The organism is Ruegeria sp. SCP11 (assembly GCF_040329455.1).
Lineage (GTDB): Bacteria > Pseudomonadota > Alphaproteobacteria > Rhodobacterales > Rhodobacteraceae > Ruegeria > Ruegeria atlantica_E.
On the sequence record NZ_JBDZYG010000001.1, the window covers coordinates 367,669 to 389,652 of the forward strand.

Annotated in this window: 22 protein-coding genes; 13 read left to right on the plus strand and 9 right to left on the minus strand. The window is 58.9% G+C overall.

Annotated features, from left to right (window positions below):
* The first annotated feature begins 58 nt into the window (after positions 1-58).
* The 4 genes from ABLN94_RS01890 to ABLN94_RS01905 all read left to right on the plus strand — a co-directional run bounded on the left by ABLN94_RS01890 (position 59) and on the right by ABLN94_RS01905 (position 3,681).
* Entirely contained in the window at positions 59-1,222 is a 1,164-nt protein-coding gene (locus ABLN94_RS01890; protein ID WP_352988580.1) for a M20 aminoacylase family protein, read from the plus strand.
* 12 nt (positions 1,223-1,234) lie between these two features.
* Positions 1,235-2,200 (plus strand): agmatinase, encoded by a 966-nt coding sequence (gene speB, locus ABLN94_RS01895; protein ID WP_352988582.1) that lies wholly within the window; start codon positions 1,235-1,237, stop codon positions 2,198-2,200.
* A 63-nt stretch (positions 2,201-2,263) separates the two neighbouring features.
* Positions 2,264-3,211: an agmatinase gene (gene speB / locus ABLN94_RS01900; protein WP_352988584.1), complete on the plus strand. Its 948-nt coding sequence runs from the start codon at positions 2,264-2,266 to the stop codon at positions 3,209-3,211.
* Positions 3,212-3,273: 62 nt separating this feature from the next.
* Complete coding sequence (locus ABLN94_RS01905; protein ID WP_352988585.1) at positions 3,274-3,681, plus strand: DUF1499 domain-containing protein; 408 nt, start codon at positions 3,274-3,276, stop codon at positions 3,679-3,681.
* Here the strand turns inward: ABLN94_RS01905 and ABLN94_RS01910 are convergent.
* On the minus strand, positions 3,607-3,909 hold the full coding sequence (locus tag ABLN94_RS01910) for a hypothetical protein (RefSeq protein ID WP_352988587.1): 303 nt from the start codon (positions 3,907-3,909) through the stop codon (positions 3,607-3,609). The genes ABLN94_RS01905 and ABLN94_RS01910 overlap by 75 nt on opposite strands.
* A gap of 62 nt (positions 3,910-3,971) precedes the next feature.
* Here ABLN94_RS01910 and prfA point away from each other — a divergent pair, with 62 nt between their 5' ends.
* From prfA to ABLN94_RS01925, 3 genes are all read left to right on the plus strand, one after another.
* The gene (prfA, locus tag ABLN94_RS01915; protein ID WP_352988998.1) at positions 3,972-5,027 is read left to right on the plus strand and encodes a peptide chain release factor 1; all 1,056 of its coding nucleotides are present in this window, start codon (positions 3,972-3,974) and stop codon (positions 5,025-5,027) included.
* Positions 5,024-5,869, plus strand: a complete 846-nt coding sequence (gene prmC, locus ABLN94_RS01920; RefSeq protein WP_352988589.1) for a peptide chain release factor N(5)-glutamine methyltransferase — start codon at positions 5,024-5,026, stop codon at positions 5,867-5,869. Before prfA ends, prmC begins: the two co-directional genes overlap by 4 nt.
* Positions 5,870-6,109: 240 nt before the next feature.
* Positions 6,110-6,694 (plus strand): DUF4167 domain-containing protein, encoded by a 585-nt coding sequence (locus ABLN94_RS01925; RefSeq protein ID WP_352988591.1) that lies wholly within the window; start codon positions 6,110-6,112, stop codon positions 6,692-6,694.
* A 52-nt stretch (positions 6,695-6,746) separates the two neighbouring features.
* Here the strand turns inward: ABLN94_RS01925 and rsmA are convergent, their stop codons facing one another.
* The 5 genes from rsmA to lptG form a co-directional block, all read right to left on the minus strand.
* The gene (rsmA, locus tag ABLN94_RS01930) at positions 6,747-7,589 is read right to left on the minus strand and encodes a 16S rRNA (adenine(1518)-N(6)/adenine(1519)-N(6))-dimethyltransferase RsmA (RefSeq protein WP_352988593.1); all 843 of its coding nucleotides are present in this window, start codon (positions 7,587-7,589) and stop codon (positions 6,747-6,749) included.
* 84 nt (positions 7,590-7,673) lie between these two features.
* Entirely contained in the window at positions 7,674-8,639 is a 966-nt protein-coding gene (gene pdxA / locus ABLN94_RS01935; RefSeq protein WP_352988595.1) for a 4-hydroxythreonine-4-phosphate dehydrogenase PdxA, read from the minus strand.
* Positions 8,636-9,889, minus strand: coding sequence for a peptidylprolyl isomerase (locus tag ABLN94_RS01940; protein ID WP_352988597.1), 1,254 nt, complete (start codon positions 9,887-9,889; stop codon positions 8,636-8,638). The genes pdxA and ABLN94_RS01940 overlap by 4 nt, the downstream gene beginning before the upstream one ends.
* Complete coding sequence (locus ABLN94_RS01945) at positions 9,880-12,042, minus strand: LPS-assembly protein LptD (protein ID WP_352988599.1); 2,163 nt, start codon at positions 12,040-12,042, stop codon at positions 9,880-9,882. The genes ABLN94_RS01940 and ABLN94_RS01945 overlap by 10 nt, the downstream gene beginning before the upstream one ends.
* Positions 12,042-13,142: an LPS export ABC transporter permease LptG gene (gene lptG / locus ABLN94_RS01950; RefSeq protein ID WP_352988601.1), complete on the minus strand. Its 1,101-nt coding sequence runs from the start codon at positions 13,140-13,142 to the stop codon at positions 12,042-12,044. Before lptG ends, ABLN94_RS01945 begins: the two co-directional genes overlap by 1 nt.
* A 240-nt stretch (positions 13,143-13,382) precedes the next feature.
* Between lptG and ABLN94_RS01955 the strand changes: the two genes are divergently transcribed.
* The 3 genes from ABLN94_RS01955 to ABLN94_RS01965 are packed head-to-tail and all read left to right on the plus strand — an operon-like array spanning position 13,383 to position 16,396.
* Complete coding sequence (locus tag ABLN94_RS01955; protein WP_352988602.1) at positions 13,383-14,849, plus strand: leucyl aminopeptidase; 1,467 nt, start codon at positions 13,383-13,385, stop codon at positions 14,847-14,849.
* A 4-nt stretch (positions 14,850-14,853) separates the two neighbouring features.
* Positions 14,854-15,312, plus strand: coding sequence for a DNA polymerase III subunit chi (locus ABLN94_RS01960; RefSeq protein WP_352988604.1), 459 nt, complete (start codon positions 14,854-14,856; stop codon positions 15,310-15,312).
* A gap of 37 nt (positions 15,313-15,349) precedes the next feature.
* Positions 15,350-16,396: an aldo/keto reductase gene (locus tag ABLN94_RS01965; RefSeq protein WP_352988606.1), complete on the plus strand. Its 1,047-nt coding sequence runs from the start codon at positions 15,350-15,352 to the stop codon at positions 16,394-16,396.
* Positions 16,397-16,472: 76 nt separating this feature from the next.
* On the opposite strand, the gene ABLN94_RS01970 is transcribed toward ABLN94_RS01965, so the two are convergent.
* A complete protein-coding gene (locus ABLN94_RS01970; protein ID WP_352988608.1) occupies positions 16,473-17,459 on the minus strand; it encodes a GlxA family transcriptional regulator in 987 nt (328 codons plus the stop codon).
* Between the two features lie 131 nt (positions 17,460-17,590).
* Here ABLN94_RS01970 and ABLN94_RS01975 point away from each other — a divergent pair, with 131 nt between their 5' ends.
* From ABLN94_RS01975 to ABLN94_RS01985, 3 genes are all read left to right on the plus strand, one after another.
* Entirely contained in the window at positions 17,591-18,508 is a 918-nt protein-coding gene (locus tag ABLN94_RS01975; protein ID WP_352988610.1) for a 3-keto-5-aminohexanoate cleavage protein, read from the plus strand.
* A gap of 84 nt (positions 18,509-18,592) precedes the next feature.
* Positions 18,593-20,056 (plus strand): carnitine 3-dehydrogenase, encoded by a 1,464-nt coding sequence (locus ABLN94_RS01980; RefSeq protein WP_352988612.1) that lies wholly within the window; start codon positions 18,593-18,595, stop codon positions 20,054-20,056.
* Positions 20,053-20,814 carry an SDR family oxidoreductase gene (locus ABLN94_RS01985; protein WP_352988613.1) on the plus strand — a complete coding sequence of 254 codons (762 nt, stop codon included), beginning with the start codon at positions 20,053-20,055 and terminating at the stop codon, positions 20,812-20,814. The genes ABLN94_RS01980 and ABLN94_RS01985 overlap by 4 nt, the downstream gene beginning before the upstream one ends.
* Positions 20,815-20,820: 6 nt before the next feature.
* Here the strand turns inward: ABLN94_RS01985 and ABLN94_RS01990 are convergent, their stop codons facing one another.
* A complete protein-coding gene (locus tag ABLN94_RS01990; RefSeq protein ID WP_170489271.1) occupies positions 20,821-21,003 on the minus strand; it encodes a hypothetical protein in 183 nt (60 codons plus the stop codon).
* Positions 21,004-21,085: 82 nt separating this feature from the next.
* Positions 21,086-21,952 carry a helix-turn-helix domain-containing protein gene (locus ABLN94_RS01995; RefSeq protein ID WP_352988615.1) on the minus strand — a complete coding sequence of 289 codons (867 nt, stop codon included), beginning with the start codon at positions 21,950-21,952 and terminating at the stop codon, positions 21,086-21,088.
* Positions 21,953-21,984: the final 32 nt, after the last annotated feature.

A 21,984-nucleotide genomic window follows, 5' to 3' on the forward strand; every position in this document is an offset into this window, starting at 1 on the left:
CTTTCTTTCCGGTGTCAGATGCATCCATTCCGCAGTCAGGATCAGGAGTCCACCCCAGATGCCCGTCGTCAACCGAATTGCCGATTTCTCTGCCGATATGATCGCATGGCGCCAGCACCTGCATTCGATCCCTGAACTTGCGTTCGAATGCCATGAAACTGCGGCCTTTGTCATCGACCGACTACGAGAGTTTGGCGTGGATGAGTTGCACGAGGGTATCGCCAAGACTGGCCTTGTGGCGATCATCAACGGGCAGGGCGAGGGGCCAACCATTGGTTTGCGGGCTGACATGGATGCTTTGCCGATCCCTGAGGAGACCGGCGTTGAATATGCCTCGACGAATCCCGGCAAGATGCACGCATGCGGTCACGACGGGCACACCACGATGTTGCTGGGGGCCGCGCGCTACCTTGCCGAGACACGGAATTTCCGCGGCCGCGTGGCGCTGATCTTCCAACCTGCCGAGGAAGAGGGCGGTGGCGCTGGTGTCATGGTCGAAGAGGGGATCATGGAGCGGTTCGATATTTCCCAGGTCTACGCGCTGCATAACGCGCCGGGGTTTGCCGAGGGGGCATTCTACACAACGCCGGGTCCAATTATGGCGGCAGTGGACACGTTTCACGTCTATATTCAGGGTGTAGGGGGGCACGGGGCTATGCCGCATGAAACCCGCGATCCTGTGATGGCTGCCTGTGGTGTTGCGCAGGCGATCCAGACGATTGTCAGCCGCAACCACTATGCGCTGGAAGATCTGGTCGTCTCGGTTACGCAAATCCACACAGGTACGGTCAATAACGTGATCCCGGATACAGCCTATATCAACGGTACCGTGCGTACCTTTGATCCGGCTGTTCAGAAAATGGTGATGGAGCGGATGGAGCAGATCGTGCAAGGGCAAGCGGCCTCATACGGGGTTGAGGCTCGGCTGGACTACGAGGTGAATTACCCAGCAACGATCAACGACGTCGAAAAGGCCGGATTCGCCGCTAGCGTAGCCCGCGAAATCTCAGGCGCTGACCGCGTGACTGCCAATACCGGGCGCGAAATGGGGGCTGAGGATTTCTCGTATATGCTGCAAGCCAGACCCGGCGCTTACCTGTTCCTTGGGCAGGGCGAGGGTGCGGGGCTGCATCATCCGAAATACAACTTTAACGACGAGATCGCGCCGGTGGGGGCCTCCTTCTTTGCGCGCATCGTTGAAAAGGCGCAGCAGTTGGGCTGATGGGGGGAAGATATGGCACTGGAAGACGCAAAAAATCAGGTGGACGAAGCCTTTACCAACCCGGATCTCAAGGGGTTGTCGTTTGAGAACACGTTCGGCGGAGCAACCTCGTTTTTACGACGGCTGTACACCAAGGAGTTGAAAGGCGTTGATATTGCCGTGACCGGCGTGCCCTTCGATCAGGCGGTCACCAACCGCCCCGGTACCCGTCTTGGACCCCGCGCAATTCGAGAGGCCAGCGCGCTGCAGTCGCCCGATGCGCCCTATGGCTGGCCCTTTGACGCGCTAAGCGAGCTAGCGATTGTCGACTATGGCGACGTGGCGTATGACTACGCCAACATTCCGGCTTTTCCCGACACGCTGACCGACCATATCCGCACTATTCTGGCCGCCGACGTGGCCTCAGTTTCACTGGGCGGCGATCACTATATCAGTTTCCCGATCCTCAAGGCCTATGCAGAAAAATACGGGCCGATGTCTCTGCTGCAATTTGATGCGCACACAGACACGTGGGCCGACGACGACATGACGCGCGTTGATCACGGAACGATGTTCTACAAGGCGGTGAAGTCGGGGATAGTGGACCCGAAACGCTCGGTTCAGGTCGGTATCCGTACCACCAATGAGGACACGCTGGGTGTCAATATCATCGACGCGCGTGAAGTCTACGAATCCGGCCCCGCAGCCGTGGCGCAGAAGATCAAAGGCATTCTTGGCGACAGCCCCGTGTATCTGAGCTTCGATATCGATGGTTTGGACCCTGCATTCGCCCCCGGTACTGGTACACCGGTTTGGGGTGGGCTGAGCTCCATTCAGGCCCAGATCATTCTACGCGATATCGCCGGGATCAATATAAAGGGCGGCGACGTGGTTGAGGTCTCTCCGCCCTATGACACGTCCGGAGCGACCGCGATAGCCGGGGCGCATGTGGCGACGCAGATCATTTGCTTGCTGGGGTGGAACAAGCTGCAGCCTTAACCTTTGGTTAGCCATCTTTCCGGTATTTGGTTAACCAAAAGACCGGACGGGAGAGTAACGGGCATGACAGACTTCAACCAACCCATCAGCGGCAATGATTTGGCGCGGTTTTCGGGGCCGAACACGTTCATGCGCCTCCCACAGGCGGACACACTGGCCGGGCTGGATGTGGCGGTGCTGGGCATTCCGATGGATATCGGTACGTCATGGCGGTCAGGAACGCGGTTCGGGCCAAAGCAAATCCGCAGTGAAAGTGCGATGATCCGGCCCTACAACATGGCAAACTCTGCGACCCCGTTCGACAGCCTGCAAATCGCGGATATCGGCGATCTGGCAATCAATACCTTCTCGCTGGCCGACAGTCTGAAGATCATTAAGGAGAGTTATGACGCCATTTTGGCGCAGGGAGTGATTCCGGTCGCGATGGGGGGCGATCATTCGATTACCCTGCCGATTCTGCGGGCGATAGCGGCCAAGCGCGGGCCAGTTGCGCTGGTCCATGTGGATGCACATGCGGATGTGAATGATGAGATGTTCGGTGAGAAGGAAACACACGGCACCGTCTTCCGTCGTGCCTATGAAGAAGGGCTGATCGTCCCGGACAAGACATTCCAGATCGGCATTCGCGGTTCGGGCTATGCGGCGTCGGATTTTACCGAAGCCAGAGGCTGGGGCTTCCGCCAGTTCCCGGCCTGGGAATTATGGCAGCAGAACTTGACCGAGATCGGCTCGCAGATTCGTAAAACGGTTGGGGATCATCCTGTCTACATCTCGTATGACATCGACAGCCTGGATCCGTCCTTTGCCCCCGGTACAGGCACACCCGAGATTGGCGGCCTCACCACACCGCAGGCGCTGCAACTGATCCACGCATTGGCGGGCATGAATGTGGTGGGGTGCGACCTTGTCGAGGTGTCGCCGCCCTATGATCCCTCGGGTAACACGGCGCTGACGGCAGCGAACCTGTTGTTTGAGATGTTGTGCATTCTGCCCGGAGTGACGTCACGGTAAGGGGTTGGGCTGCTTGTCCGGTGGTTTGAACCGAATATTGTTGGCCAAAAGGAACGAACGGGATGAAGAAAGTGGTTTTCTGGCTCGTCATCGGTTTGGTCGTGGCGGTGGGTGTTTACATTCGGATTGCTCCCTCTGATCCCGCAAGATGGCACGTGATACCTGCGGCTGAGGCGGATCGCGATTTACAAGGTGGTGTTCTTAGGGTGGTTGACACCGGCCCGGATGGTCTTGCTCGTCTGGATGCCATTGCGCGCGCAGCGCCGCGCACTTCGGTTTTGGCCGGATCAGTGGAGGATGGGATGGTCACCTACATCACCAGAACCAAAGTGGTCGGTTTTCCAGATTACACGACGGTACAACAGGATGGGGACATCCTACGCATCAACGGACGTTTAAGATTTGGCCGGCGGGACTTCGGGGTGAACAGAACCCGGGTCGATGGGTGGCTGGCTGAACTGCAGCCCTGACGACAGGCACCCTTCCTGCACTTCGCGCCACATGGGTACGTTCAGCGACATCTGGCATTGCGCTGTGAACATGCGGCCATCGACTTGTAGGCAGATCATCTCACCCAGTTCGACACGTGTGCCGGATTTATCGGTGCAATAGCAGTCCTGAACCTTGCCTCCGGGGCCAACTACATCGGCCAAGGCAGGCGCAGTGCATAGTAGAAAAACAACTGCTAAACGTGTCATGGAGTCAGCTTAGCACAGCGACGGGCCTTGACCAAAGCCTCGGATTGAGAGACACCGCGCGGATGATCCCCGAAGAACGCCTTGAACAGATAACTCAGAGATTCCAATACCTCGAAGCCGCCATGGCCGATGGCGCCTCGGGCGGAGATATTGCCGCACTTGCCAAGGAGTATTCCGATCTCAAGCCGGTGGTCGATCAGATCATGGCGTGGCGGCAACTGGTCGCTGATCTGGCCGAGGCCGAGGCGATGCTGGCCGATCCCGACATGAAGGAATTGGCCGAGGAAGAGATTCCCGGTCTTCAGATCCGTATCCCCGAGGCTGAACACGCATTGCAACTGGCACTTCTGCCAAGGGATGAAGCCGACGCGCGTCCTGCGATGCTGGAAATCCGCCCCGGCACCGGAGGCGACGAAGCCGCTCTGTTCGCGGGTGACCTGCTGCGCATGTATCAGCGTTATGCAGAAAGCCGAGGCTGGCAGTTTGAAATCATCGAGGAACAAGCCTCGGACCTAGGTGGGATCAAAGAGGTGGTGGCTCACATCAAGGGTGACAATGTCTTCGCGCGTATGAAGTACGAGTCCGGCGTGCATCGTGTACAGCGCGTGCCTGAAACCGAAAGCGGCGGGCGGATTCACACTTCGGCGGCGACCGTGGCGGTTTTACCCGAGGCTGAAGATGTCGACATCCAGATCGACGCAAATGACATTCGCATCGACACCATGCGCAGTTCTGGCGCGGGGGGGCAGCACGTAAATACCACGGATTCGGCCGTGCGGATCACACACCTTCCAAGTGGTATCGTGGTGACGAGTTCGGAAAAGTCCCAGCACCGCAACCGCGAGATCGCAATGCAGGTGTTGAAAACGCGCCTGTATGACATGGAGCGTCAGCGGATCGACAGCGAACGCTCGGCGGATCGCGCCAATCAGGTAGGGTCCGGCGACCGGTCAGAGCGGATCAGGACCTATAACTTCCCGCAGGGGCGCATGACGGACCACCGCATCAACCTGACGCTCTATAAGCTGGACCAGGTGATGCAGGGTGATCTGGATGAGGTGATCGATGCATTGACCGCCGATGATCAGGCGCGGCTTCTGGCCGAGATGGCGCAATGATTGCGGCGTTGACAGCAGCGCAGGCGATGGTCGCCGCCACCGCGCGTTTGCGGGCGGCAGGAGTGGCCGATCCGGCACGCGACGCCCGCGTTCTGCTCGCCCACGCTGCGCGGATTGAGGCCAGCCGGGTCACTCTGATCGCGCCCGAAGAATTGTCGCCTGAGATCGCCGAACGCTATGACCAGTTAATCTCGCTGCGGGCTATTCGCGTGCCGGTGTCACACCTGCTGGGTGAACGCGAGTTTTATGGCCGTCGTTTCCGTGTCAGCCGCGATGTATTGGACCCGCGCCCCGAGACGGAGACGTTGATCGAGGCGGCCTTGAGCGAACCGTTTGACCGTGTGTTGGATCTCGGGGTCGGCTCCGGTTGCATCTTGATCACATTGTTGGCTGAACGTAGCAGCGCCTCGGGCGTCGGTGTCGACCTGAGCGAAATCGCGTGCCTACAGGCCAGCGCCAATGCGGTGCAGCACAATGTTCAGGGCAGGGCCGAGATTTTACGCTCGGACTGGTTTGAAGACATTGATGGTGAATTTGATCTGATTGTTTCCAATCCTCCGTATATCTCTCTGACAGAGATGGAAGAGCTTTCCCCCGAAGTACGCGAGCATGAGCCGCGTATGGCTTTGACTGATGAAGGTGACGGGCTTGGGGCTTATCGCCGAATTGCGGCCTCGGCCCCCGATTTCCTGATGCCCGGAGGGCGAATCCTGGTTGAAATCGGGCCAGCACAAGGCAAAAGCGTCGCAGCATTGTTCCAAGCTGCGGGCCTCGTCGAAACACGGATCATTCCTGATCTGGACGGTCGTGACCGTGTGGTTGTCGCCAGAATGCTACAATAGTGGCGTGAACTGAGGCTGAAAAGCGCCGATAAATGTAAAAAATCTGCGAATTTTTAGACAACCCTCTTGTCTGCGGGCTCTGGACATGCTTACTCAGAGTCAGTCGGAGAGGTTGACGCTGTTTCAGCGGGCCCCTGACGCCAAGCCCAAAAAAGTCGACATCGCGTGACGGCTAAAGCCATTGAGCAGTGCAGGACACGACGTGATCGACATCGAATGACAAGGCTGACGTAAAGAAAGATGAGATCTTCCAAATCCCGCTCGCGGGCCAAGAACAACCGCAATCGTCCTTCCGGCGGCAACGTCGTAAACCGGGTTTTTGACAGCTCGGGCCCCGAAGGCAAGGTGCGCGGTACGCCCCAGCAGATCATTGACAAATACAACCAGCTGGCACGTGACGCCCAGCTTTCGAATGACCGTGTGGCAGCCGAAAACTTTCAGCAGCACGCCGAGCATTACCTGCGCCTGCTGAGCGAAGCGCAGCGTGAAATCGAAGCACGTCGCGAAGAGCAGGAGCGCCAGAACCGCGAACGGCAGGCCGAACGCGATCGTGAACGCGTCGAGCGTCAGGAACGTGAAGCGGCGCGTCAGGCTGATCCGGCCGAGGCACCGCAGCCGGACGTCATGGACTTCGGAGCTGAAGCCTCCACACCCGAATCTGGATTGGTCGAGACGCCCGAAAGTAAAGATTCTGCACCGGCGGCTGAGACGCCTGAGAAGAAAGAAAAGCCCGCGCGCAAACCACGGGCACGGAAGCCCAAAGCCGCGCCGGTGGCTGAGGAAGCGCCCAAAACCGATGGTGATGCGCCGGAAGCTGCTGAGTAAAAGCTCACACTGAATTTGCGAAAGCCCCGGGACTAGCCGGGGCTTTTTGCGTTCAGGTCCTTTGAACCTCGCGAGCTAAGGCGCAGAAGGCCTCAAGCGGGACCTGTTCCGCCCGTTCGGTGGGTTGGATACCTGCAGCCAGAAGGCGATCTTCGATATTGGGGGCGACGCCCTTCAGCGAGGCGCGTAGCATTTTCCGGCGTTGGTTGAAGGCTGCAGCAACCACACGAGACAGGACCGCGGCGTCCGCCGGATAGCGTGGTCCGGGCAGGGCGGTCAGATGGACCACGGCGCTGGAGACTTTAGGGGGGGGGGTGAAAGCTCCGGACGGCAGAGACATGGCGATGCGCGCCTCGGCCCGCCATTGGGCGAGGATGGCGAGGCGGCCATAGGCTTTGCTACCAGGTTGCGCGACGATGCGTTCGGCGACCTCACGCTGAAACATTAGGGTCAGGCTCTGCCAGAAGGGCGGCCATTCGGGCGGCGTCAGCCAGCGGACCAGAAGTTCGGTACCGACATTGTAGGGCAGGTTTGCAGCCACGCGAATCGGCGGTGTCAGATGCTCAAGTGGATTAATCTCCAGCGCATCACCGTTGATGACCTCAAGCCGATTGGGGTAGGCGGCAGCGATATCGTTTAGGGCGGCAATGCAGCGAGTGTCTTTCTCGACAGCTACGACTTTGCGTGCGCCCTCAGACAACAATCCGCGGGTCAAACCTCCGGGGCCGGGGCCGATTTCAAGCACGTCACATTCGGATAGGTCTCCGGCCTGACGTGCGATCTTAGCGGTTAGGTTCAGGTCCAGAAGGAAATTCTGGCCCAACGACTTGCGCGCCGAGAGTTGGTGCGTCGCGATGACTTCGCGCAGAGGGGGAAGATTGTCGATTGCGCTCATGATCCGGTTACCGTGTCGCAGGGCGAGGGGAATGCGCCAGTGAATTTTTGCCTCCGGCGGGGATATTTCCAGCCAGATGAAGGATCAAGTGCTTTGGGCCATACGTTGGGCGAGTTTCAGAGCCTCGATCAAGCTGGTTGGGGTGGCGATGCCTTTTCCTGCAATATCCAGCGCGGTGCCGTGGTCTGGCGATGTGCGAATGAAGGGTAGGCCCAGCGTCACGTTCACGCCACGGTCGAAATCCAGCGTCTTGATCGGGATCAGAGCTTGGTCGTGGTACATCGCTATCGCCGCGTCATAGCGGGCGCGGGCGGCAGCGTGGAACATTGTGTCGGCCGGGTGTGGGCCAGTAACAGTGTAGCTTTCGTCGGGCAGGTCACCGACCAGCGCAGCGATCCAGTCCAGTTCTTCGCGACCCATTTTGCCACCTTCGCCCGCATGCGGGTTGAGACCGGCTATGGCGATACGGGGATGGGCAATGCCGAATTGGTGGCGCAGGCCTTCGACAGTAATGGCAATTGTATCAAGCAGCAGGTCCGGGGTCAGAGCCGAGGGTACGTCAGACAGCGCGATGTGAATGGTTGCGGGCACCACGCGCAGTTGATCGCTGGCCAGCATCATGACCACGCGGTCTCGGCCTGCGAGGGCGGCCAGAAACTCGGTATGGCCTGGATAGGCGAAACCGGCGCCGTCGATCAGAGCTTTTTTGTGGATAGGTGCGGTGCAGAGTGCTGAAGCCGCGCCGGATTGCACCAGTGTCACGCCTTGTTCAATCGCAGCAATGACCGATGGCGCATTGGCCGGGTCGGGCCGGCCCGGGATATTGGTTGCCGGAAACTCCAGTTGTAATACCGGCAATGCGGTAGCGCTGATGTCAGTGGCCTCGGATGGGTGCGAGATGTGTTCGACGGGTGTTTCGGGCGGCAGGTGAGCTGCGTCACCGATATAGAAGAACGGGCAGCTGTCTCGCAGGTCAGACCACGCCTTGGCCGCAATTTCCGGGCCTATTCCAGCCGGGTCTCCACAGCTAAGCGCGATCGGGGCGTTCATTGTTCTACAATTGTCGCTTCGGCACGCAACTGCGCCAGCAGGCTGTCCGCAAATGCCGTCAGGCGCTGTTGGGTAAGTGCATTGGCCACGTCGGTACGCGAGGTTTCCTCACCGCGGTCGCGGGTACGAGTGCACAGCATCAGGAACAACAGAGTTTGCCCATTGTTACGTGTCAGGGTCGTAGACACTTCGTTGATATCGAGCTTGGCTAATTCCAGCGCCACATCGCGTGGGATTTCAGACGGGCTGGACTGAATCCGCTGTAGAACTTCGGCCGGTTGATCCTTGGCAATACCGTACAAATCATCGCAGGTGTCAATCTGCTCTCTGAGTTTGGCTGCATTGGCCAGTGTATCGGCACTCCGACCACCCGGCATGTTGTAGATCGCGTAGTCAATCTCGGAATAGTTGGTGGCGCCGGTTGCAACTTCGCGAAGACCGCGCATCTGGAACAGCGCAATGGCATTGGGCAGGGTGAGCGGTTGCGTGATATCGCCGTTCTTCAGGCCAAGGATCAGAGGTTGAAGCGCCGGAGGCAGGCTGGACAGGTTCAGCCAGTCCAATCGTCCGCCGTTTTCACGTGTGGCAGCCGCTGAATACTGGATGGCTGCTGCTTCGAAAGCGTCATAGCCTTCAAGCCGAGCGATTTCCTCCGCCAGAAGCTCGGCCTGCGCTATGGTCTGCTGATTGACTGGAATGATGATCTCGGACAACAGCACTTGCAGGCCGCCTCCGCCCGATTGTCCCAAAGCCCGGTTAATTTCGTCATCTGTCGGGCGCGCCTGTGACAGGTACCGCGCGCTAATATAGTCACGCCACGAAACCTGGTCGGCCACGAAGTCGCGGACGGTCTCGCGATCAACCCCTTGATCCGCTAGCAATTGCAGGAACTGATCACTCGACAGCTGTCCCCGAGCTGCAAACTCGTCGATGCCGACCTGAATATCCTCCGGGGCAGCCTCGATTCCGGCTTCACGCATGGCCTGACGGCGTAGCCGCTCGTCGATCAAGGCATTGCGCACTTCGGTTTCGGATGCGCCGGGTGCACCCAAAGCACTCAGGAACTGCTGGCGTTGGTTTAACTCATACCAGGTAATGATGTCCTGATTCACTTTGATCGCCGGAGAAAACAGGCTTTGGGCATCGGCCTGAGGCGTCGTAACAGCCAACATCGCCCCGACCAGCACGGGGGCGACCGGTTTAAGCCAACCGGAGCGAAGGAAACGGGCGAAACCTGAAATCAACTGCATCTTCTCTTGTACTGTTGGCCGTCACTTTTAACGGAGTATCCCGTCAGGGCTACGGTAAAGCCGAATTCTGTCGAAGGCTCAATACTAGATGACGAGGTAAAGCGCCTGCTGACGTTCATGTTAACCTGTACGCATTCATTCTGATACGTGAGACCCAAGCCATATCGAATTGGCTCGGACTCGGCTAGGTCATAGCGTGCAAGGGCCCGGGTGTTCCAGTTCTGATCCACTCTGTAACGCCCGGTCAACCGGATTTCTGAAATTTCGTCATCCAGGTTTTCGGCCGGGTCGGGCTCTTGCCATAGATAGCTGCCTGTAACGCCAGCCGTCTTTTGTTGCCAGCTGGCCCGAAGCTCGGCCTTTGCAAAGCTGAAATCTCCATTCAACAGACCGCGTCCCGCCACTGTCCAGCCATTGTTGGTCTGAACCTGCCCGGCCAGCAGTAGGTCGGAAACCGTGCCTTGCAGGCCCGAGGTAAGGTTAAAGCCCTGATCCGCTTCCGAGCGAAAGACCTGACCAATGGTTGCAAGGGCGCGCCATCCTCCGGCCGCGTAGCGGGACCAGTTGAGCCCAACAACACCCGTCAAGCCGTCCTCACGCCGGTCTGGTGCGGGGAATCTGGACAGGGACAACAAGTTGCCCTGATCGAATTCCTGAAATGTGCTTTCGTCATTTGGAACATCATCATCAGATACGTGGGTCCAGCCAATCTGGGCGATCGGTTCCAATATCTGGGTAGCACCGGATGCATCCCGTTTGCTCATTGGATAACGCAGCGTCAACGCTGCGCGGGGTGTTGTTCGGGTAACCTCTTCGGGGAATTCGCTGTCGTTACGAATGTCAAACGTATCCACGGAAGCGCCGGCTCGGACTTCGGCCCGCAGACCCGACGTGAACGTCCAGTTGCGCAGCCAAACAGCGTCAATGGTAGCGCGCGCGATGTCGCGACCAATGATGTCCTCGTCACTGGTGCGTTCATGTGCGTGAGCATCAAAACTCAGCCGGACTTCGCCACCGATCGAAGTCGGGAACAGGCGCTTTTGATAAAACAGGTCGAACACCCGCGACGGGATTTCGTCCTGATCTTCGCTGTCCCTCAGGGTTTTGTAGTGGATAAAGCTGGTACGGAAAGCCGTATCCCGCTTGATCCGTTCAAGGGCGACTTCGCTGCGCAGCCGGTCGAGGTCCGGCAGACCGTAGTCGGCCAGATAAGAGTCGTCGGACGTTGTCCTGATGTTGAATGTGAACCGAAAATCGTTCTGGAGATTAAACCAGCCGTTTGCAAAGAGGTATCCACGGTCTTCGTCGGGTTGCAGATCGTCCCTTGTATGTGCGCCTTCCAGCTGGATACGCCCGTTCTTGAAAGCCTGACGATAACGCAGTCCAAGGGTTTTGGTCTTGGATGAGACATAGGGCGTCAACGTCAGATCCTTGTGATCGCCCAACTTGATGAAATACGGCACCTGAAGGCCGGTTCCCAGTTGCGATGTAGTCCGTACGGACGGAACCAGAAACCCAGTGGCCCGCTCCAGCGTCGGGTCAGGTAGCCGTAGGTAGGGCAGGTAGAAAACGGGCACGTCTAAGACCCGGAACTGCGCCCCTTCGAAATACAGTTGGCGTTCCAGTTGATCGTGCGTGACCTTGCGGGCACGGATTTGCCAGAGAGGTGGTTTGCCGTTTGCGCAGACATGGCATGAGGTGGCCGACACCTTGCTAAACTGTGTGTATCTACCACCGGCACGCGTGGCTTGAACCGAGGCGATTTGCACCTGCTGTTCGAACACCATCCGTGCTCCGATCAGCAATCCGTTCTGGATGCCGTCGTCCAACTCGGCAGAATCCGCCAGGATTGTGGTATCGCCAGCCTGATCAATCCGGATCGGACCCTCCAGCGTCAGTGCGCCGGATTCACGGTCAAAAGTGATGCGGTCCGCACTCAGTTTAATGTCGCCTTGAAAGGCCTCAACATTGCCCTCGGCCACGAGGACGCGTTCTGGAGTGATAAAAATTTGGTCTGCCACCAGCAGGGCGGGTTGATCCTCTTGTTGCGGGTCTTGTGCTTGTGAAGGTGCAGGCTGGTTTTGTGCCGCCGCACCCGTAGGCATCGCCAGTGCAACTGCGCCGGACAGCAAAAGGCTGGATATGACCCGCATTAGCCGTCCTCCGCGTGGAGCAAGAGTCCGAGCGACAGAAGAATGGCTGCAAAGGGCGGCGCCCAAGCCGCGACGAAGATAGGCAATTGACCGTTTTCCCCGAGTATTTGGGCAAAGTTACGAACGAAGTAGATGGCGAAACCCAGCAGGACAGCGGACAACACCGCGATGCCCGTACCACCAAAACGTACATGGCGCATAGTGAAGGCCGCGCCGATCATGACCATAGCCATCAAAAAGAAAGGCCGTGCCAACTGCACCTGTAGCCAGACTTCATACTGCTTGGTTGAAAACCCGGCTTCGCGGAGGTCGCGGATCAGCTGGGGCAGATCGTAGACCGAAACCGAATCCTGCTGCCCGAGCGTATCCAGAATGCGCTGCCGAGTGAGTGAGGTCGGAAGTTCTATAGTCTGATGTAACTCGGAGGTGGCTTCCGGGTTCACATCGTCGGCCAGAGACCAAATTTTTGCATTGTGCAAAATCCACGACCCATTCGAGAGTTTTGCCTGGTCAGCCACGATCTGTTGCGTCGGTTTGCCGTCCGGCGAGAAAGTGACAATCGTAACACCAGTCAGTTCAAGTGAGTTGGCATTTGTGGTGCCGCGAGCGTGGATAACCGATTGCCCTTCTGCCGACCCTTGGCGTAGCCACAAACCTTCACGGGTAATCGACAGTGCGGAGTTGCCGTTGTTTTTGTAAGTGTCCGACAATCGCTTGTATTCCTCGGACGTTGCGGCCGAGATCGGGTTCAGCAAAGCGACTGCCAGCGCCCCGATCAACAGAGCCAGCGTAACCGGCGCGAGCAGCGCTCGGATGCCCGACCGCCCGATGGCGCGTATGACAACCAATTCGGAACTGCGTGCCAGTCCTATGAACAGCGCAATTGTGGACAAGATGACCAGCAGGGGCAGCATCTCGCTGATGGCCGCCGGTGTGTTCAGCAGTGTCAGGTGCAGCAGACGACTGAACGAAAGGTTTTCCGACTCGAACCGGCGGGCTTGCTCGACCAAGTCGATCAGAATCAGCAGAGCCAGAAAAATACCGCCGATGACCAGAAAGCTTTGCATGAACCGGCGGGCAAAATAGCGGTCGAGGATCACGACTGCGCCTCCGACGTAACGTCGCTGCGGGGGAAACACGGAGTCAGAGCGCCAGAATCATCTGCGCATGCGCGGGTGCGCAAAGGCTTATGCCTGCCCTGTCTCGCCAATTCGTTCTCCCCCGATCCAGCCGGAATTTTTCGGAGACTGTAATGCAATTGGCGCGCGGGGAAAACTGCTATCTGGTCAAGCCGCGCAGCGCGGGCTAGGTCTTGGGGAACAGATTTTGAGGAGTTCGCAATGAGCAGTCTTGTACCGATCCGGATTCAGCCTTTTGATGTGGACGCTATGGCGCAGGCCGAGGGGCGGGTTGCAGTAATCATCCCGTCTGATGGCAAGATGAGTCCGGCTGTGCGCCGTGCCAACCGCCTGACCCGTGGCGCGGTGGCGCGGCTGGTCGAGAGCCCCCGGTTCGAAAAGGTCAAGACAGGCGACGTGATCTCGCTAGCCTGGCCCAGTGGCATGGCGGCTGAAGCGCTGGACATCGTGATCCTGCCCCGTCGTCCCGATGCAGCCGAGGCGCGCAAGGCTGGTGCAGCGCTGGCTAAGCTGGCGAGCGGCAAGGATATGCTGCTGATGGCAGGCAATCAGGTGCGGACCGACGATATCGCGATGGGCATCGCCCTGCGCAGCTATGACTTTGATGCGCACAAGACCAAGGACTCGGATGAGATCGGCACCGTCACCATCAGCCACCAGAAAGCGGAAGAAGTCGAAGCAGCTTTCGGCCCGCAATATGCCGTGGCCGACGGTGTGCGTATGACGCGCGACCTGACCAATGAACCGGCCAACGTTCTGACCACCACCGAATTCGCTGACCGTCTGGCAGAGATGAAAGATCTGGGCCTTGAGGTCGAGGTGCTGGAAGAAGACAAGCTGGCTGAACTGGGCATGCGCACGCTGTTGAGCGTCGGGCAAGGTTCTGTCAGCCCCTCCAAGGTTGTGGTGATGCATTGGAATGGCGGCGACAAGGACGATGCTCCGCTGGCTTTGGTCGGCAAGGGTGTCGTGTTCGATACCGGTGGTATCTCGCTAAAGCCTGCAGGTGGCATGGAAGACATGACCATGGACATGGGCGGCGCGGGGGTCGTCGCAGGCACCATGCGCGCGCTGGCCAAGCGCAAGGCCAAAGCGAATGTGGTCGGTCTGGTTGGACTGGTCGAGAACATGCCTTCGGGTAACGCGACCCGTCCTGGCGACGTGGTTAAGTCGATGAAGGGCGACACGGTCGAGATCATCAACACCGATGCCGAGGGCCGCTTGGTGCTGTGTGACGTGATGTGGTACGCGCAGGAACGGTTCAAACCCGTGGGTATGGTCGATCTGGCGACCCTGACGGGGGCGATCATCATCGGTCTGGGGCATGAGAACGCGGGTGTCTTCTCGAATAACGACACCTTCTGCGAAGCTTTCCTGAAATCTGCGAAGGCTGAAGATGAGGGCGCATGGCGGATGCCGTTGGGCGAGGCCTATGACAAGCAGCTGAAATCGCGCATTGCGGATATGAAAAACGTTGGTGGACGTCCAGCGGGTTCGATCACGGCCGCGCAATTCCTGCAGCGGTTCGTCAAGGAAGAAACGCCGTGGATTCATCTCGATATTGCGGGTGTGGCTTCGGTGTCCTCGGAAACACCTTATGCACCGAAGGGTGCGACTGGCTGGGGTGTGCGCGCGCTTAGCCGCCTTGTGCAGGATCACTTCGAGTAATCCTATGGGTGCCGTCTATTTCTATCACTTGACCCGCCAACCTCTGGAATACACCTTGCCGGTGTTGCTGGACAAGGCGAGGCAGGCCGGGTGGAAGATTGCCGTGCGGGGCACTGATCCCGCGCGGATGGACTGGCTGGATGAGAAGTTGTGGTTGGGGCCTGAGGACGGGTTCCTGCCACATGGCCGAGAAGGCGGCCCGCATGATGCCGCGCAGCCCATTTTGCTGACAACCGGGCCGGAGGCTGCCAATGAACCGGCCTGTGTCATGGCCGTAGACGGGGCCCTGGTAGAACCGAACGAAGTGGCAGCGTTGGAACGGGTCTGTATCCTGTTCGACGGCAATGATGACGAAGCTGTTCAGCGCGCGCGGGGACAATGGAAAGCCCTGACCGGCGCAGGCTGCGCGGCGCAATACTGGTCCGAAGAATCGGGCCGGTGGGAGAAAAAGGCCGAGGCATAATCCTGCGGCTGCAAAGAAACTCTCGGGAGATTGAAAGATGGATATGAAGCCTTTGGGCCGTACTGGCATCATGGTGTCGGACCTGTGTCTGGGGACAATGACCTTTGGCACGCAGACATCCGAGACCGACGCGCATACCCAAATGGATATGGCGCTAAACGCCGGGATCAATTTCGTGGATGCGGCCGAGATGTACCCGGTGAACCCGATTTCCAAGGAAACCGTGGGACGAACCGAAGAGATTCTCGGCAATTGGAATTCTGCCAACCCGTCGCGGCGTGAGGACTACGTGCTGGCGACCAAACATTCCGGGGCGGGGTTCGCTCATGCCCGTGACGGCGCTCCGATCTCTGCGCAAACAATCCCTGAGGCCATTGAGGGTTCGCTGCGTCGGTTGCGGACTGAGTGCATTGATCTTTACCAGTTCCATTGGCCAAACCGCGGCAGCTACATGTTTCGGCAGAACTGGAACTACGCGCCGTCGGGGCACAATACCAACGAAGTTCTGGATAATATGCAGGAGTGCCTCGAGGTTTTGCAGGCGCAGGTGGACAAGGGCAAAATCCGCGCCTTCGGTCTGTCCAACGAAAGCGCCTGGGGCACAGCGCAATGGCTGCGGATCGCAGAGCAAATGGGCGCGCCACGGGTTGCGTCGGTGCAGAATGAGTATTCGCTGCTATGCAGGCATTTCGATACGGATATGGCTGAGTTGAGCGTGCATGAGGATGTAGGCCTACTTGCATTTTCGCCTCTGGGAGCCGGGTTTCTGACCGGCAAGTATCAGGACGGAGCGGTGCCGGAAGGTTCGCGCATGTCCTTGGTGGCTGAGATGGGTGGTCGCAAAGGCCCACGCGTCTTCCAGGCGGTGGCAGCGTATCTGGAAATTGCCGAACGACACGGGCTTGATCCAGTACATATGGCGTTGGCTTGGTGCCGGACACGGCCGTTCATGATGTCGGCCATTTTCGGCGCGACCTCGGTAGCGCAGTTAGAGCATATTCTTGTAGGGAAAGATTTGCGGCTATCGGATGAGGTCGTGGCCGAAATAGGTCAGGCGCACCGCGCGCATCCGATGCCGTTCTAGAGGGGGCGCTGCCCCCGCCACGCTGTGCTTTTGCGCATCTCTCCAAGGATGTTTGAGCCAGATGAAAGGGATCCGGTCAGTGATGGGTGGGGTAGGTGCGTTCCTGTCTCAAATCGCGGGCCGACAGACCATGGGCTGTACGGAAGGCGCGGGCGAAGCTGGATTGTGAGGCGAAGCCGGTAGCCAGTGCTACATCCATCAGGGACATATCTGTGTCGGTAACCAGTCGTCGGGCCTCAGCCAGGCGCAGTTGCAGGTAATGGTCTTGCGGCGTCGTGTTCAGGCGCAGGCGGAACTGTTGCTGCAGGGTTCGAGGGCTGGTGCCTAGTGTTTCGGCTATGTCTGCCAGTGGCAGAGGCTCGTCGAGGGAGGACTCCATCAGCGTATTGGCCTTGGCCGTCAATGCCGTGTGGCGATGTGGGGCACCGGTGCGGCTTTGCGGTTTGGTCGGTTCAGGCGCGCCGTCGTAAAGAAACAGGCCGGAAACACGCGCAGCAAACCCTGCGCCGTGGCGCGCGGCGATGATGTGTAGCATCATCTCGACCGCCGGGATCGCGCCGCCCGAGGTCAGGCGGTTTCCGGATACGGTGAACCGATCGGGGCGCACATCGACCTCGGGGAAGCGTAAGGAAAAATTGTCCAGGTCTTCCCAGTGCGTCGTCGCGGCGTGACCGTCCAACAGCCCGGCTTCGGCCAATAACCACGGCCCTCCGTCGATGCCTGCCATAGTTGCGCCGGTGCCTGCGATGCGGCGTAGCCCCGCCAACAGGCTGGGGGTGGCGTGGCGCGCCAGTTGGAATCCGGCCACCACGATCATCAGATCACAACTTTGCAACCTGGTCAGAGGGATGCCAGGCACGTTCAGCGCACTGGTCAGCATCGCTGGTTCTGCTGTCGCGGTCACATAATCCCAATCGAACGCCGGACGGTCCGCCAGCCGGTTGGCTGCGCGCATCGGATCAACCGCCGAGGCGAAACTGAGTGTGTTGCATTCGTCCAGCACCAGCACCGCCGTTTTCAGGGCACGATGTTCGGGTTGGAGTATGTTTTTTGCGGATTTCATCAAGTTCGATTCGCATTCTGGCAAGTGTTTCCACAAGGCTGCGTCAGAGTTGATGGTAACGCAAATCGGAATCCGGGGAGAAGCCTGGGGAAAACTCACGGCAAAACCGGGTATAACTTGGGGAAAACGCCATGCCTCTGGAAATGAACCGCGAAGTCTTCATCACCTGCGCCGTAACCGGCTCGGGCGGAACGCAGGATCGCAGCCCTCATGTGCCGCGTTCGCCGCAGCAAATTGCGGACAGCGCGATTGCCGCGGCCAAGGCCGGAGCGGCGGTGGTGCATTGCCATGTGCGTGACCCCGAAACCGGCGCACCCAGTCGTCGGCTGGATCTGTATCGCGAGGTGACAGACCGCATCCGCGATGCCGATGTGGACGTGGTGCTGAACCTGACCGCGGGCATGGGCGGCGACATCGTGTTTGGTGGGGTTGAGAGCCCGTTTCCGGTGAACGAAGCGGGTACCGACATGATCGGGGCGTCAGAACGCGTTGCGCATATTGCCGAATGTTTGCCCGAAATCTGCACCCTGGACTGCGGCACCATGAACTTTGCCGAGGCCGATTACGTCATGACCAACACGCCCGGCGCGTTGCGGGCGATGGGACAGGTGATGACCGATTTGGGCGTGAAGCCCGAGATTGAGGCCTTTGACACCGGACATCTGTGGTTTGCCAAGCAGTTGGTGAAAGAGGGGATTCTGGAACCGAACGCTCTGGTGCAGCTGTGCATGGGGGTGCCGTGGGGCGCACCGGACGATTTGAACACCTTCATGGCGATGGTGAACAACGTGCCCGATGACTGGACGTTCAGCGCGTTTGCGCTGGGTCGGAACCAGATGGCTTATGTCGGGGCATCCGTGCTGGCGGGCGGTAATGTTCGTGTCGGGTTGGAGGACAACCTGTGGCTGGACAAAGGCGTGCTGGCCGAGAACTGGCAATTGGTGGAACGCGCCGGAACCATCATTGAAAACATGGGCGCTCGGGTCATTGGTCCGCAGGACGTGCGCGAGAAACTGGGGCTGACAAAGCGGGCGCCGGTTGCGAAGTGACAGAAGTGGTTTGGGGGCCAGCCCCCAAAACCTCCAGAGTATTTCTGAAACGATGAAGACTGTTTCTCTTACAGGCGGGATGGCATGAAAACAGCAGCTATCATTGGCGGCGGCGTAATCGGCGGCGGTTGGGCCGCTAGGTTTCTTCTCAACGGTCGGGACGTCAGGGTATTCGACCCCGACCCCGAGGCTGAACGCAAGATTGGTGAGGTTCTGGACAACGCACGGCGCTCGCTGCCAGGGCTGAGCGATGTGCCGTTGCCGCCCGAAGGTGCTTTGACGTTCCACGAGGATCTGGCCGAAGCTGTGCAGGGTGCCACGTGGATTCAGGAAAGCGTGCCGGAACGGTTGGACCTGAAGTTGAAGGTCTACAAAGGGCTGCAAGAGGCTTGTGATCCAAGCGCGATCATTGGCTCTTCGACAAGCGGGTTCAAACCCTCCGAGTTGCAAGAGGGTGCGTTACGGCCCGAGCAGATTGTAGTGACGCATCCGTTCAACCCGGTCTACCTTTTGCCGCTGATTGAACTGGTGCCAACAGACAAAAACCCGTCCGAGATGGTGGAACGGGCACAGGAACTGCTGAAATCGGTTGGCTTCTTCCCTCTGCACATCAAGAAGGAAATCGACGCGCATATTGCCGACCGGTTCCTCGAAGCCGTCTGGCGTGAGGCGCTGTGGCTGGTCAAGGACGGCATCGCCACGACCGAGGAGGTCGACGAGGCGATCCGCATGGGCTTTGGCATTCGCTGGGCGCAGATGGGATTGTTTGAAACTTACCGCGTGGCGGGTGGTGAGGCCGGGATGCGGCACTTCATGGCGCAGTTCGGGCCTGCGTTGAAATGGCCCTGGACCAAGCTGATGGATGTACCAGAGTTCACCGATGAACTGGTCGATATGATCGCCGATCAGTCGGATGCGCAGTCGGGGATGCACTCGATCCGCGAATTGGAGCGTATTCGCGACAATAACCTTGTGGGCATGATGCGGGCCTTGAAGGCGCAAAACTGGGGCGCGGGTGCGGTGTTGAACCAGCACGACGCGGCGCTGAAATCCGGTGCTTTGCCAACGATGGAACAGGCCGATCTGAGCCGGCCGATCCTGACGGTATCACGTGCGGTGCCGCTGGATTGGACCGACTATAACGGCCACATGAACGAGGCGCGTTATCTTGAGGCCTTTGCCGATGCAACCGACCGGTTCATGGAGATCATTGGCTGTGACGCGGATTATATCGCCTCGGGTGGCAGCTATTTCACCGCCGAAAATCACATCCGCTATATCGATGAGGTTCACGCGGGTGCCAAGATTGAAATCCGCACGCAGATGTTGCTGGGGCAGGGCAAGAAACTTCATGTCTTCCATAGCATGTATGAAGGAGACAAGCTGCTGGCCACCGGCGAGAGCTTCCTGCTGCATGTCAGCCTTGAAACCCGTCGACCTAGCGCTCCGTCTGCCGCAATCGAGGCCGCAATGGCGCGCATCGCCGAAGCGCAGGCTGGTTTGCCTTATCCGGAAGGGGCCGGTGCCGCGATCCGGAAACCGGCATGAGCGGACGCGTTTTGATCACGGCCGGTGCCTCAGGCGTCGGCCGAGCCATGGCCCAAGCCTTCGATGCGGCTGGGGCAAAAGTGTGGGTGGCGGATGTGGACAAGGCCGCGCTAGACGATTGTCCAGCGTATTGGCACCGCTCGGACGTAGATGTGGCGGACGAAACTGCCGTGGCCGCGTTGTTCGCAGAGATTGAGTCTGAATGGGGCGGCTTGGACACACTCTGCGCCAATGCAGGTGTCGCTGGGCCGACAGCCTCGGTCGAGGACGTGGCGTTGGATGATTGGCGGTTCTGCCTTGCTGTTAACCTTGAGGGCGCATTCTTGTGCGCAAAATACGCGGCACCGATCCTGAAGCGTCAGCGTAGCGGAGCGGTGGTGATTACGTCATCCACCGCCGGGCAATACGGGTATCCCAACCGCGCACCCTATGCGGCGGCGAAATGGGGGGTGATCGGGCTGGGCAAGACGCTGGCGATGGAGCTTGGTTCGTACGGTGTACGGTGCAACGTCATCTGCCCCGGCGCGGTTGAAGGCCCACGGATGGAGGGCGTCCTTGCCCGCGAAGCCGCAGCCAAAGGGATGAGCCGAGATCAAGTTTATGCAGGCTATGCCTCGGGAACCTCGATGGGGCGGTTTGTCGAGGGCCACGACATCGCCAATATGGCCGTGTTCCTCGCCTCGGATGCGGCGAGGTTGGTGTCGGGCCAGGTGATTGCCGTGGATGGCCATACGGTGAACCCCGACCCGAAAATTTAAGCCGTTTCAGCCCTGATTTGGTCCGCGAATCTGGCGAATGGTTTGTCGAACCGCTTGCCAGTCCTTCGCTTCCTGCACATTCCCTGCGGCTTCGCATTCGCGCATTTTCTGTGCTGCTTCCGCTTCGGCCTGATCGCCGTGAGCAGTATAGAGAGCCCGTGCGTATTGAGCGGTTTGTAGTGCGTCCATTCCTGTTGTCCTCCGTCAATGATCGGAATACCCGAAGTTTCGCGCCGAACGACGATAACACAAGAAAGCCTTTGGTGCATACTTAGTTGTCAGATATCGTTGCGCGCAGCGCTTTCAGGCGCTCGGGAAAGTCGCGGGCGGTCACATCTGCTTCGCGCACAAGGCGGTCGAAATGGCGAGTGAACGTCTCAATCCGGTCGCGGTCGCGGAAGGCCATATAGTGGCTGCCAGCATAGAATACACAGAGCAAAGGGCCGAAAATCGTGACTGGTGCGGAATAAAGACGTTTGGCATCAAATAGATAAATGCGGAGACGGGGGTAAAGCTGCTCGCAAATTTCCAACAGGTGGTCGATTTGTTCCAGCCTGATTTTGGGGCATAGCCCCTCGTAGTACCCGGTGGCATGCGCAAAGCTGTCGATTTCAAAAAGCGGCATGGCAATTTCATAGTCAGATTGTGCACTGCGCATCCAAGTCAGCCGGTCCGCCGAGGCTCCGATGGCTTGATCTGCAGTGCGCCCCAGATGCGGGGCGTATTCCCACTCCAAAACCGCACGTGTCTTCAGCATATCGGGCAAAGTGGCTGGAACATAACGGATTTTGTAGCCTGCAGCTTCCTGATGCCACTCAAAGATACGCTCATCTACTAACGCTCGAGGTGCCTCGGTCATGGTCAGAGAGCTAGCCAGCAATTCCGCGGCGCTTTCCGGCCGGTCCGACAGGCTGAGCAGCCAGTCTGCCGACACACCAAGAGCCGAGGCGCAACTGCCAACCACATGGGCGTTGGGTAGACGCGCACCAGCGTCACTTAAAAGTTGCGAGACAGTCGAGCGGTCGACGCCGATATGTCGGGCCAGTGCACTCTGGCTGACCTGGCGTTCTTCCATGGCGCGGGCGAGGCGAGCGCGGAACTGGGCCGCACGATCCCGTTTGTCGATTTTATCCTGCATATGTTTGAAAATATCACATATGATGAGTTTTG